A 13,199-nucleotide genomic window follows, 5' to 3' on the forward strand; every position below is an offset into this window, starting at 1 on the left:
AGCATGCGGCGGGTGACGGCGAAGCCTCCGAAGATGTTCACGCTCGTCAGCAGGATCGCCACGAAGGAGAGCACGGTGACGAGCCGGTTGCCGTGTCCGATCTGCACCAGGGCGCCGATCACCACGATCCCGGAGATGGCGTTGGTCACCGACATCAGTGGGGTGTGCAGGGCGTGGTGGACCTTGCCGATGACGTAGTAGCCGATGACCACAGCCAGCGCGAACACGGTGAAGTTTTCGGCGAGTTGAGCCGGTGCGAGGGCGACCAGCAGGAAGGTGGCCAGCATCCCGAGCCCGATCAGGCCGTAGCGCCGCGCCGGGGTGAGCGGCGACCGTCCGGCGTCCGCCGGCGCTGCGGCGGATTCCTCTTGCGGGGCGGCTGCCGGGGCGGCCGAGACGGCGACGGGCGGGGGCGGCCAGGTGACCTCGCCGGAGCGGACCACGGTGACGGCCCGCTGGACCACGTCGTCGAAGTCGAGGGCGGGCCGGCCGTCCTTGCCGGGTGTGATCAGCGCGAGGAGGTTGACCACGTTGGTGCCGAACATCTGCGAGGCCTGGTCGGGCAGCCGGGAGGCCAGGTCGGTGTAGCCGATGACGGTCACCCCGTTGTCGGTCACCACGCTGCGGCCGGGGATGGTGCCCTCGACGTTGCCGCCCTGGGCGGCCGCCATGTCGACGATGACGCTGCCGGGTTTCATCGCCGCCACATCTGCGGCGGTCAGCAGGCGCGGCGCGGGGCGGCCGGGGATCAGGGCCGTGGTGATGACGATGTCCACCTCCCGGGCCTGCTCGTGGTAGAGCTCGGCCGCCGCCCGGTCGTAGTCGGCGGAGGTGACCTTGGCATAGCCGTCGCTGCCCGCCTCGTGGGCCGTGTCCACCGCGAGATACTCGCCGCCGAGGGACTTCACCTGGTCGGCGACCTCGGGCCGCGGGTCGGTGGCGCGGACGACGGCACCGAGGCTGGACGCGGCCCCGATGGCGGCGAGTCCTGCGACGCCGGCCCCGACGACGAGGACCTTCGCCGGGGGCACCTTGCCCGCGGCGGTGACCTGCCCGGTGAAGAAGCGTCCGAAAACGTGGGCGGCCTCGATCACCGCGCGGTAGCCCGCGATGTTCGCCATCGAGCTGAGCACATCCATCGACTGCGCCCGCGAGATCCGGGGCACCGCGTCGAGGGCGAGCACCGTCAGCTCACGCGCGGCGAGTTCCTCCAGCAGCTCCGGCCGCTGCGCCGGGGAGATCAAGGACACCAGTGTCACGCCGTCGTGCAGCCTGGCGATCTCCTCCGTCGACGGCGCGTTGACCTTGAGTACGACATCCGCGTCCCATGCCGCGCCAATACTCGCCCCCGCCTCCTCGTAGGCCTGGTCGCCGTAGCCGGCGGCAGCACCGGCCCCCGACTCGACGACGGCCTCGTATCCGAGGCCGAGCAGCAGGCGTACGGTCGCGGGGGTCGCGGCGACACGTGTCTCCTCGGGTGTGGATTCGGTGACGACACCGATGCGTCGGGGCGGATGGGGATGCGCGGAGTGCTGCGCAGACATATGAGGTCCCCTCGTAAAGACATTGGTGGACACGGTGATACGGGACATGCCGACCCCTGGGAAGGGTGAGCGGGAAGGGGTCAGGTCCTGTCGACGCCGGACAGACGGAGAAGCGGCGACGAAGGACCTAGATGCCATACCCACCGTCGACGTCGATCGACTGGCCCGTCACGTACGACGCCGCATCGGAGACGAGGAAGCAGACCATCGCGGCCACCTCGGCCCCCCTGCCCAGTCGGCGGAGCGGGATCCGGCGCTCCACGTCCGCGCGCATCTCCGGTGGGACGTCGCCGGTCGCGGCGAGGCCGATGCCCATGCCGTCGGCGAGCACACCGGGTCCGACGGAGTTGGCGCGGATGCCGTAGCGGCCTTCCTCGAGCGCTACGGCCTGGATCAGAGCCTCTATGCCTCCCTTGGGAACGGACGAGAGAGCGTCCCGAGCGGGGAAGCGCCGCAGCGCCATTGTGGTCACGGCAGTGAGCGATCCGGACGTGGAGCGCAGGTGGGGCAACGTGGTCCGGACGAGTTCGAAGAACGCCGTCAGTTCCTGCTCGACGTGCCTCCGGAACTGGCCTGACTCGAAAGTGCTGACGAACCGTTGGTCGACGTACGGCCCCGAGGCGTGGACCACCGCGTCGATGCGCCCGTAGGCGTCGACGACCTCGCGGACGAAGGTGTCCGCCTGGTCCGGGTCGGTGAAGTCCGGATGGCCGGACAGGGACGACGCCCCCAGTTCCGCCAGCTCGCCTTCGAGTTCCGCCGCCTTCTCACTGTTGCTGCGGTAGGTGAACGCGACGCGGAATCCCTGGCGCGCCAGGCCCCGGCACACCGCACGTCCCACTCCTCCGGTGCCACCGGTGACCAGGGCCGCGCGTTCTCTGTTCGACATGGAAACAAGTCTTCTCTCGGCTTGGATGTTGTGATGTCACAGGGACCGTGCGACGAGTTCCTTCATGACCTCGTTGGCTCCGCCGTAGATGCGCTGAACCCTGGATCCGGCGTAGATGCGCGCGATCAGGTATTCCATGGCATACCCGTACCCACCGAAGATCTGCAGGCACCGGTCGGCGACCGAGGACAGAACGTCGGTACTCCAGTACTTGCTCTGCGAAGCCGTCGCGGCATCGAGCTTGCCGGACAGGTGCTGGATGATGCAGTGATCGAGGAAGACTCGCGCGACCCTGGCCTCGGTGGCACATTCCGCGAGTACCATCCTGGTGTTCTGCAGATCCCACAGTGAACCACCGAAGGCTCTGCGTTGCTTGGCGTATTCGGCGGTTATCTCCACCGCGTACTCGGCCTGTGCGACGGCCCCGATGGCGATGGCCAGCCGCTCTTGCGGCAGTTGGGCCATCAATTGCGCGAAACCGCGTTCTTCGGCCTCGCCGATCAGGTTTTCGGCGGGGACCCGCACGTCGTCGAAGAACAGCTCACGGGTGTCCTGGCCATGCTGGCCGATCTTCTTCAACGGCCCGCCGTGCGACAATCCGGTGACGCGCTCCCGCTCCACGCCGATGATCGAGAGCCCGCGCGCGCCCTCGCCGCCGGTGCGGGCGACCACCAGGATCAGCCCGGCCATGGAGCCGTTGGTGATGAACGACTTGGTGCCGCTGAGCACGTAGTGGTCGCCTTCCCGGCGCGCTCGGGTGCGCAGGGCCTTGAGATCCGATCCCCCGGACGGCTCTGTCATCGCTATCGCACCGATGAGCTCGCCGTTCGCGAGGCCCGGCAGCCATCGTCGCTTCTGCTCCTCCGTGCCGTACTCGTTGATGTAGTGCGGGACGATGGTGCTGTGGATGGCGTAGGGGAGAGAGTCGTCGGCGAGTCGTCCCTGCTCCCACAGGACCGCCGCCTCGTGCACGAACGTTCCACCGCCACCTCCGAATTCCTCGGGGATGCTCGGGCACAGCAGACCAAGTTTTCCCGCCTCGGTCCAGGTCTCGCGGTCGACGCCGTGCTGCGTGCTGAAGCGTTCCACATGGGGAATCACCGAGCGTTCGAAGAAGCTTCGGGCCAGCAGGCCGACATGGCGAGTCTCGTCGTCGACCCAGGGTGAGCAGTATTCGCCCATTACGCATCCAGCTTTCGAAGAAGTGACCGTCAGGAAACGCTCTGGCCGCCGTCGATGACGATGACCTCGCCGGTCATGAAGTCGGACGCCGGCCCTGCGAGGGCCACGATCCAGGTGGCGAGTTCGTTGGCGTCCGCCAGCCGCCGGGCGGGGATGGTCCGCAGAATCCTCTGCCTGAGCTCCTCGTCGGCACGCATCTCGGCGTTCATGTCGGTGACGAAGTAGCCCGGGGCGATGGCGTTCACCTGGATGTTGTGCCGAGCCCATTCGACGGCCAGTGATCTGGTCAGTCCGATCACGCCCGCCTTGGACGACGAGTAGGCGGTGTGGTTCGGGATCCCCTTGATGGCGAAGTTCGAGGCGACGTTGATGATTTTTCCGCCGTGGCCCTCGGACATCAGATGGCGGCCCATGGCGCGGACTGCCAGGAAGGTGCCGCGCAGATTGGTGGTCAGGACGGTGTCCCACTCCTCGGCTGTAGTGTCGACCAGTGGCTTGGTCGCAACCACGCCGGAGTTGTTCACCAGGATGTCGAGGCGGCCGAAGTGCGCCGACGACTCCGTGATCAGGGACTCGACCTCGGACTCGGAGGTGACGTCGGTCGGGCGCGCCCACGCCTCGTATCCCCGTTCGGCGGCCTCGGCCACGACCTGCTCCAGGTCCGCTGCCCTCCGTGAGGCGACCACGATCCTGGCGCCCTGTGCTCCCAAGGCGTGGGCGAAAGCCCGGCCGAGCCCGCGTCCACCGCCGGTGACGACAGCGACCTTCCCCTTGAGCACCTTCACGGCTGCTCTCCCTTCTCCTCGGGGTTCACGAGCTGCTGCGCCAGTAGACGCACGGCCTTCTTGTCGAGCTTCCCGAGGGTGGTCCTGGGAATGGCTTCGGTGAAGTGGATGACATCCGGGACCCACCACTTGGCCACGCGCTCGGCCAGATGAGCACGAAGAGTGTCTGCCGTCAGCACCTCACCGTGGCGCAGGACCACGAACGCGGCGGGCCGCTCGCCCCAGCGGTCGTCGTCGACGGCGACGACCACGGCCTCGGCGACCGAGGGGTGGTTCTCGATGGCGTCCGCGAGTTCAACCGAGGGGATCCACTCGCCGCCCGACTTGATCATGTCCTTCGTGCGGTCGATGATGCGGACGACGCCGTCCTCGGAGATGTCGGCGACATCTCCGGTACGCATCCATCCGTCACCGGTGAACTTGTCGTCGGATCCTGCGGGCATCCGGTGGTAGCAGGCGGTGACCGTGGCGCCCCGCATCTGCAGTTCTCCGCTCACCGCGTCGGTGCGCACGTCGATGAACGGAAGCGGTCTTCCCTGGGACAGCCTGATGCGCATCCGGTCCGCGCCTGCGGCGCGCGACCGGGCAGGCACACTGCCGATGGACACGAGCGGGTTGGCCTCGGTCATCCCGAAGCCCTGCACCACGGGAATCCCCAGCTCGTCGAATCGAGTGAGAAAGCGTTCGCTGAGCGGCGCTCCGCCGACCACCACCATGCGGAGCGAGGAAAGGTCCGGCAGTTCCGGGAGTCGGCCGACGTCGTGCCAGATCGTGGGGACGCCGGCGGAGAACGTGGCCCGTTGCTCCGCGAGAACACGCACCATGTCTTCGGGCGCGGTCAGCGGCCCCGGTAGGACGAGCCGCGCACCGGCCATCAGGGACGCGTACGGTATTCCCCAGGCGTTGGCGTGGAAGATCGGCACGAAGGGCACGGCCACGTCCGCTTCCGCGATCGCGTAGTAGTCGGGCAGGCACTGCAACAGCGTGTGCAGGACGGTCGAACGATGGGTGTACGCCACGCCCTTCGGTAGTCCCGTGGTACCGCCCGTATAGCACAGGGTGCACGCGGACTCCTCGGGAATGCGAGGGAAGGAGAAATCCGGGTCGCCCTCGGACAGCAGCCGTTCGTAGTCCAGCGCGTCGGCTTCTTCCGGTGGGGCTCCGATGAGTACGCGTTTGACGTGCGGTGGAAGCGCCGGGAGACGGCCGGCCAGGGAATGCTCCGCCACCACGACCGTCGCCTCCGCGTGGTCAATGACGTAGCTCAGCTCGTCGGGGTGGAGCCGGACGTTCAGCGGCGTCAGGACGGCCCCGATGGAGGGAACCGCGAGATGAAGTTCGAGGTGTTCCAGGGTGTTCCAGGCGAAGGTGGCGACGCGGTCTCCGACGTGTACACCAGCCCGGACGAGGGCGGACGCCAGCCTGCGCACGCGGGACACAAGAGTGGCGTACGTCATGTCGACCGGGCCCTCGTCGGTGTAGCCCACCACCCGCTGGTCGCCGAAGAAACGGCCGGCGCGTTCGACGATGCTCTGGAGCAGCAGCGGTTCGTTCATCATGGTCCCCGCGACCCTCACATCGCCGGGGCCGGTCCATGAGGTTGTCATTCGGCGACTCCTGATTTCTCCCACGCACGCACCGCCGTTCGCAGTGTGCTGATCCGGGCTTCGAGAGGGCCTTGCTCGTCCATCAGCTTCAGTGCCAGCGTCGTCACACCGGCGTCGGCGAACTCACGCATGCGTGACGCCATACGTGCTTCGTCTCCGATCAGTGACGTACGGTCGACCAGCTCGAACGGAACGGCGCGGCGCGCGCCGGCCTTGTCACCGGACAGGTACCTGTCCTGGATCACCTGTGCCGCCTCTTCGAAACCCGCCCGGACCGCGATCTCGTTGTAGTAGTTCTTCTCGCGGCTGCCCATTCCGCCGACGTAGAGGGCGACATAGTCGCGGACCATGTCCGCTGCCGATCGCGCGTCCTCGTGCACGGCGACGGGGACCGTGGCCACGATGTCGAAGAGCTCCTCCTCCCGCCCGGCGGCCTTGCGTCCGGCGGCGATGTGCGCCCGTGCGTGGTCGGCCTGGTCGGCCGAGTAGAACAGGGCCAGCCATCCGTCCGCGACCTCACCCGCAAGCTCCAGCGCCTTCGGCCCCGTGGCCGCCAGGTACAGCGGAACACGCTCACGGAGCGGATGGAGGATCAGTTTGAGCGCGACCCCGGGACCGTCCGGCAGCGGCAGTGAGTAGTGCGATCCCTGAACGATCACGCGTTCTCTGCGCAGAACACGCTGGATGATGTCGACGTACTCACGCGAGCGGGCCAGGGGCCTGCCGAACGGGACACCGTGCCAGCCTTCGGACACCTGCGGGCCCGAGGAGCCCAGTCCGAGCCGGAACCGACCGCTGGACAGCAGGTCCAGGCTCGCCGCGGTCATGCCCGTCATCGCAGGGGTGCGGGCCGGCACTTGGAGGATCGCGCTGCCGATGTCGATCCTCGACGTGTGTGCCGCGAGGTGGGCGAGCACGGAGACGGCGTCCACGCCGTAGGCCTCGCCCGCCCAGCATGCGGCGAACCCCAGGGCCTCGGCCTCCTGGGCCAGGGCGGTGTTGTCCGGCCGGGTGAGGAAGTCCTGGCCGAAATTCAGACTCAGCTTCATGGTGCGAGCTGTTCCCTTCCGTCCGACGGCTCCCCCACGTGCGAGGGCCGGGGCGGATCAGAGGCGTTCGATGATCGTGGCATTGGCGAGGCCTCCCCCTTCGCACATGGTCTGCAGGCCGTAGCGGGCTCCTCGGCGTTCGAGTTCGCACAACAGATCGGTCATGATGCGGACTCCGGACGCGCCGAGCGGGTGTCCCAATGCGATCGCCCCGCCATTGACGTTCGTCCTGTCCGGATCGGCCCGCAGTTCCGTAAGCCAGGCGAGCACCACGGGGGCGAAGGCCTCATTCACCTCGAACAGATCGATGTCGTCGATGCTCAGTCCGGCACGCTCGAGGACACGGCGTGTGGCCGGAATCGGTGCGGTGAGCATCATGACCGGGTCGTCGCCCACCACACTCATCGCACGGATCCTCGCCCGGGGGCGCAGGCCGTGTCGCCTGACGGCCTCGTCCGAGGCCACCAGCATGGCCGACGCTCCGTCCGAGATCTGGCTGGCGACCGCCGCCGTGATCCGCCCGCCCGGTCTGAGGGGCTTGAGTGACGCCATCTTCTCGAGGCTGGTGTCCCGCCGCGGCCCCTCGTCGACGGCCACCCCGGCGACCGGGACGATCTGCTCGGTCAGCCGTCCCTCGTCGACGGCGGCCACGGCGAGCCGATGGCTCTCCAGCGCGAACTGCTCGAGCGCTCCGCGGTCGAGCCCCCACGTGTCGGCGATCAGCTCGGCACCGTGGAACTGCGACACCTCTGTGCCGCCGTACCGCGCGCGCCAGCCGGCCGATCCGCTGAACGGATCCGGCACGTCGGCGGTCCGCCAGCTCGACGCCATCGCAACGGCGCTCATGTTCTGCACACCGCCCGCGACGACGAGATCCTGTGTCCCGCTCAGAACGGCCTGTGCCGCGAAGTGCACCGCCTGCTGTGCGGACCCGCACTGCCGGTCGATGGTCACTCCGGAAACCGACTCAGGCAGCCCTGCCGCGAGCCAGGAGGTCCGCGCGACGTTGGCAGCCTGGCTCCCCACCGGGTCCAGACAGCCGAAGATCACGTCGTCGACCGCTGCGGGATCCACCCCGGCACGCTCGACGAGTGCCGCAAGGACGGCGCCGCCGAGGTCCGCGGGGTGCTGGTCCGCCAGACCGCCGTTGCGACGCCCTACGGCTGTCCGTACCGCTTCGATGATGTAGGCGTCTGCCATCTCACTCCTGACCTGATCCTTGCGGGATCCGTCGATGAGCTCGATCCCGGCACCCCTGAGGCTAACTAGGATGTACAGACTCTTCAAGGTCCAACATTTGATTCGCAACCCCGAGCATGGCGTCACTCATCCATGAGCGTCGCTATGTATCCGATGAGATGCGGTATAGACCCTTCCTGGATCTACAAGAAAATAAATGTTGGACAGTGACGTTCTCGTTCACTTCGGCTACTGTTCACGGTGGCCGAAAGCTGTTGGTCACGACGGGCGCGACACGGCCCGCCGCGACCCCCGCCGACCCGGCGGCTTCGGTGACCCGGTGCCCCTCGCACCCCGAGGACGGCACCTACGGACGTCCACGGCTCGGGACTCCAGAACAGACCGCTCACGATCGAGTTCTTCGACGTCTTCCCTTTTCACCCGTTTCGGGGCGACTTTCGCACCAGTATGTGCGACCGACACGCAGACGAGGTACCGATGAGCGCAATCAACAACGAGAACAGCCCTCCCGGGCCGACGAGCCGGAAGGAGCTGCGCCGGGTCATGCTGGCCAGCTATGTCGGTAGCGCGGTCGAGTACTACGACTTCCTGCTGTACGTCACAGCGTCCAGTCTGGTCTTCAACAAGCTGTTCTTCACCAACCTCTCTCCGACGGCCGGCACCATCGCCTCCCTGGCCACCCTCGCCATCGGCTATGTGAGCCGTCCGCTCGGCGCGCTGGTATTCGGTCACTACGGCGACCGGCTGGGCCGCAAGTCCATGCTCATAGCCACGTTGATAATGATGGGCGTCTCCACCACACTCATCGGTCTGCTGCCCACGAGCGATCAGGTCGGCGTGCTGGCGCCGGCCCTGCTCATCCTCCTGCGGGTCGTCCAGGGCATATCGGTCGGTGGCGAGTGGGGAGGCGCGTCACTGATGGCCTTCGAGCACGCTCCCGCTCGTCGTCGTGGACTGGCGACCGGTGTGATCGCCGCGGGCGGGCCGACCGGCACCGCACTCGCCGCAGCAGCACTGGGGCTGTGCAGCCTGATGCCCGAGGAGCAGTTCTTCTCCTGGGGCTGGCGCGTTCCCTTCCTGATCAGCGCCGCGCTCGTCGCCATCGGACTATGGGCACGGCTGAAGGTCTCGGAGTCACCGTTGTTCATCGAGGAACAACGCGTACGGCGGGAGCGCGGTGACGCGCCGAGGATTCCGCTGTGGGAGGTTCTGCGTGCCCCCCGGCCCCTCATCCTGGCCTTCCTCGGGCTCCTGTCGACGTTCACCTTCTACAGCCTTGTCAGTTCGTTCGGACTCGCCTACGCCCGCGACCGTGGGCTCAGCCTGTCCGTGGTCCTCGGCATCCAGGTGCTCGGAGGCGTCACATGCATGGTGAGCATGATCATCGCCGGCGCCGCCTCAGACCGTTTCGGCCGCCGTGCGGTCCTCGCATTCGGAGCGGTGGCGGGCTCCCTGTTCACCTATCCGTTCCTGCAGTTGATCGCCTCCGGTGAGGCCGTGCAGACCATGCTCGCGTTCATCGTGATGTTCGGTCCGGTCGTCGGCCCCCTTTTCGGCCCGACCGGCGCATTCCTCAGCGAGCAGTTCGACACGGGCTCCCGCTACACGGGTGCGTCCCTGGGCTATCAGGCCGCTTCGACCGTCGGCGGCGGCTTCGCCCCGGTCATCCTCGTCTCCTTGATGGCCGCACAGGACGGCGGCCATGGATTCATCCTTCTGTTCGCGGTCGGCATCGGGGTGCTGAGCATTCTGGCTCTCGCCGCGATGCCCGCGCGGCGCGACGCGGGAGCGCCCCCCGACGTCACCGGCGCCCCACTCCAGCCCTTCCCGGCCGGCGGCGAAGGCGGTCCCCGACAGACGGGGCAGGCCTGACCCGACGGCGTGCGTCGCCCCGCAGCGGACGTGATGCGGCAAGCAGGGTGGCAGAATTCTTTCGATAAATGGAACATTTGCCACTTACGGCGTCGAGTGACGACAGCCAGCCTGGAGCGGACGACCGACTCCCTGTGCCGCATTCCTCGTCGCCGGCCGGCGGCGTCCCAGCTTCCCCTCGTCCGGGAAGGCTGCCCCGCCGGCCGATCACTTCCGCTCGTCTGCCGGCGCCCATCGCTCCCCACGCCGCGCAAGCTCCGCTTTCCGCTGCTGCGGCAGGCCGCAGCAGCGGACTGTCGACCACCATCAGACGAAAGGCTCCTCGTGCTGAAGAAGAGGCTCATCCTGATACGAAAGCGGCCCGACCTGTCCCTCGACGCCTTCAACGAGCATTGGGCGGGCCCGCACGCAACCATCGTCCTCGGCCTCCCGGGCCTGAAGGAGTATGTCCAGAACCCCGTCGTCCGCTACGCCGGCACGCCGTCGGGCGAGCGCTCGGTGGACGGGCTCGCCGAACTCTGGGACGACAACGCGGCCGACCCCGTCACCGCAGCGCGTGTGGCACGCGAACTGCGGGACGACGAACCGAGGTTCCTCGCCGGCCTGACCGGCTTCTCGGTAACCAGCACCGACAGCTACGACCCGGAGGCCAAGCTATGGGTCATCGGTGACGAGCCGTTCGACCCTGCCGTCTTCACCGAGGCCGTGGCCGAGGCGGTGACCGGCGGCGTCATCGAGTCCCGGCCCGCCAACGGGCGGCTGATGGACAGTCCCAGTCTGGTCCGCGAGCCCGCCGCACCCGCGCAGATTCTGACTGTCGGCACCACACGTGCGGCCGGTCCCGCCGTCCATGAGGCGGCGCTGAAGGCGGCCGCGGACGCGGCGGTGCTGGGGCGGCTGCGGATTCTGCTGACTCATGCGCGGCGCATCCTCTGACCGGAGACCACCACGGCCTCTGCCGGCCGAGTTTTCCACGGTCGTGACCGCGTCCGGCACGCGGTTCCGGATGCCCGACACGTAAGGATCACCATGACGAGCCTGTTCGACCCGCTCACCCTCCGCGGAGTGACAGCGCGCAATCGCATCTGGCTGGCACCCATGTGCCAGTACTCGGTCCACGCTCGCGACGGAGTCCCGACCGACTGGCACCTGGTTCACCTCGGCGCTCGGGCGACCGGTGGCTTCGGCCTTGTCATGACCGAGGCCACCGCGGTCTGCCCGGAAGGACGTATATCACCGCAGGACACCGGCATCTGGAACGAGGACCAGGCGCAGGCTTGGGCGCGGATCACCGATTTCGCCAAGGCCGAGGGCGCGGTCCCGGCCGTGCAGCTCGCGCACGCGGGGCGCAAGGCCTCGACCGCCGAGCCCTGGCACGGCAGGGTCGCGGTCGCTCCGGAGAACGGGGGATGGACCCCGATCGCCCCCTCTCCGGTCCCGTACCGGGATCTGTCCGTTCCCGACGCCCTGGAGGGCGCCCAGATCGACGCGACGGTGCGGGCCTTCGCGTACGCCGCGCGCCGTGCGGTGGCCGTCGGCTTCGAGGTCGTGGAGGTGCACGCAGCACACGGTTACCTGCTGCACGAGTTCCTTTCTCCCCTGTCGAACAAGCGGACGGACGAGTACGGCGGCGACTTCACCCACAGGATCCGGCTGGTCATCGAGGTCGTCGACGCGATCCGGCAGGTCATCCCCGACAGCACACCCCTGCTGGTACGGCTCTCCGCGACCGACTGGGTCGAGGGCGGCTGGACACTGGACGAGACCGTCGAACTGGCCGCACTGCTGGCCGGACGCGGCGTGGACCTCTTCGATCTCAGCTCCGGGGGCAACGACCCCCGCCAGCGGATTCCGGTCGGCCCCGGCTACCAGGTTCCTTTCGCCGACGCTGTCCGCACGAAGGCCGGAGTGCCCACCGCCGCCGTCGGCCTGATCACCGAACCGCGGCAGGCGCAGGACGTCCTCGACGAGGGATCGGCGGACGCCGTCTTCCTGGGGCGTGCCGCGTTGCGCGAATCGGAGTGGCCCCTGCGCGCCGCGCACACACTCGGGGTGGCCGCGCCGGACGCGCCGTATCCGGTGCAGTACCGGCAGGGCGAGTACAGCAATTGAAGAGAGAAGGCGACCCCACCTGCACCGGCTGTTCAGACCGCTTGTTGTCCGACATTGTCGAGTACAGTGACTGTGGACAACAGCAGGAGGGGGGCCAGGATGCCGGAGCAGGGTCTGAGCAGGCGGGCGATCGGCCAGAAGGTGCTCCGGCCGCGCGAACAGGTCGAGGAGCACATCAAGCTCGCCATCATGTCGGGCGAGCTGAAGAGCGGCGAGATGCTGCCGCCCGAGGCCGAGCTGGCCCGCCAGTTCGGCGTCAGCCGCACCACTCTTCGCGAAGCCCTGCGCTCCCTGGTGACCCAGCGTCTCATCTACAAGGTGCCCGGCTCGCGGGGCGGCAACTTCGTGCAGTCCGTGGACCACCACTCCCTCCGGTCCGACCTGGCCAGCTCGATGCACAATCTGCTGACCCTGGGAAGCATCGACTTCACCGAGGTCGCCGAGCTGCGGCAGTACCTCGAGGTGCCCTCCGTCAGGCTCGCCGCGAAACACCGTTCCGAGGAACATCTGGCGCTGCTGAACGAGATCGTGCGGCGGCAGAAGGCGGCGGCGGTGGACGACCCCGAGGTCCCGCAACTCGACGCGGCCTTCCACTCCACCATCGCCGAGGCGTCCGGCAACCGGGTGCTCGCCTCGTTCGTCTCCGCCCTGCATCAGCAGACCGAACCCGTGCACTACCTGGAGCTGTCCAAGGAGGTAGGCCGGCGCACGGTGCTTCAGCATGTGGCCATCGTCGACGCGATCGCGGCGCAGGACCCCGACGCGGCCGAGTCGGCCGTCGTGGAGCACCTGACGTATCTGCGCGCCCAGTTGGCTCCGCGCTTCGGCACGGCCTGATACCGGCCCGGTCGTCGACCGGGCTTTCTTACGCCGTACAAATGTCGGACCTTGAACGCCTTGTGTAACTGTCGTACCCTTACTCGCGCCAGCGTCAGTCTCCGCGCCGGCCACTCGTGACG

Annotated in this window: 11 protein-coding genes; 4 read left to right on the plus strand and 7 right to left on the minus strand. The window is 68.1% G+C overall.

The window, feature by feature from the left end; all coding sequences use genetic code 11:
- The 7 genes from ACZ44S_RS22965 to ACZ44S_RS22995 all read right to left on the minus strand — a co-directional run.
- On the minus strand, nt 1–1,544 hold a 1,544-nt coding region (locus ACZ44S_RS22965; RefSeq protein WP_466931898.1), incomplete at its 3' end, for a Re/Si-specific NAD(P)(+) transhydrogenase subunit alpha.
- Between the two features lie 127 nt (nt 1,545–1,671).
- Nucleotides 1,672–2,433 carry an SDR family NAD(P)-dependent oxidoreductase gene (locus ACZ44S_RS22970; protein ID WP_466931900.1) on the minus strand — a complete coding sequence of 254 codons (762 nt, stop codon included), beginning with the start codon at nt 2,431–2,433 and terminating at the stop codon, nt 1,672–1,674.
- Between the two features lie 36 nt (nt 2,434–2,469).
- Nucleotides 2,470–3,615, minus strand: coding sequence for an acyl-CoA dehydrogenase family protein (locus tag ACZ44S_RS22975; RefSeq protein WP_466931902.1), 1,146 nt, complete (start codon nt 3,613–3,615; stop codon nt 2,470–2,472).
- A gap of 29 nt (nt 3,616–3,644) precedes the next feature.
- Nucleotides 3,645–4,400 (minus strand): SDR family NAD(P)-dependent oxidoreductase, encoded by a 756-nt coding sequence (locus ACZ44S_RS22980; RefSeq protein ID WP_466931904.1) that lies wholly within the window; start codon nt 4,398–4,400, stop codon nt 3,645–3,647.
- On the minus strand, nt 4,397–6,007 hold the full coding sequence (locus ACZ44S_RS22985) for a long-chain-fatty-acid--CoA ligase (RefSeq protein ID WP_466931906.1): 1,611 nt from the start codon (nt 6,005–6,007) through the stop codon (nt 4,397–4,399). Before ACZ44S_RS22985 ends, ACZ44S_RS22980 begins: the two co-directional genes overlap by 4 nt.
- Nucleotides 6,004–7,056, minus strand: a complete 1,053-nt coding sequence (locus ACZ44S_RS22990) for an LLM class F420-dependent oxidoreductase (protein ID WP_466931908.1) — start codon at nt 7,054–7,056, stop codon at nt 6,004–6,006. The genes ACZ44S_RS22985 and ACZ44S_RS22990 overlap by 4 nt, the downstream gene beginning before the upstream one ends.
- Before the next feature lie 57 nt (nt 7,057–7,113).
- A complete protein-coding gene (locus ACZ44S_RS22995) occupies nt 7,114–8,256 on the minus strand; it encodes an acetyl-CoA C-acetyltransferase (protein WP_466932228.1) in 1,143 nt (380 codons plus the stop codon).
- Between the two features lie 477 nt (nt 8,257–8,733).
- Here ACZ44S_RS22995 and ACZ44S_RS23000 point away from each other — a divergent pair, with 477 nt between their 5' ends.
- From ACZ44S_RS23000 to ACZ44S_RS23015, 4 genes are all read left to right on the plus strand, one after another.
- The gene (locus ACZ44S_RS23000; RefSeq protein WP_466931910.1) at nt 8,734–10,128 is read left to right on the plus strand and encodes an MFS transporter; all 1,395 of its coding nucleotides are present in this window, start codon (nt 8,734–8,736) and stop codon (nt 10,126–10,128) included.
- A gap of 324 nt (nt 10,129–10,452) precedes the next feature.
- The gene (locus ACZ44S_RS23005; protein ID WP_466931912.1) at nt 10,453–11,064 is read left to right on the plus strand and encodes an EthD domain-containing protein; all 612 of its coding nucleotides are present in this window, start codon (nt 10,453–10,455) and stop codon (nt 11,062–11,064) included.
- Between the two features lie 93 nt (nt 11,065–11,157).
- A complete protein-coding gene (locus ACZ44S_RS23010) occupies nt 11,158–12,240 on the plus strand; it encodes an NADH:flavin oxidoreductase/NADH oxidase (RefSeq protein ID WP_466931914.1) in 1,083 nt (360 codons plus the stop codon).
- A gap of 99 nt (nt 12,241–12,339) precedes the next feature.
- Nucleotides 12,340–13,077, plus strand: coding sequence for a FadR/GntR family transcriptional regulator (locus ACZ44S_RS23015; protein WP_466931916.1), 738 nt, complete (start codon nt 12,340–12,342; stop codon nt 13,075–13,077).
- The last annotated feature ends 122 nt before the right edge of the window (nt 13,078–13,199 follow it).

The organism is Streptomyces malachitofuscus (genome assembly GCF_055571035.1).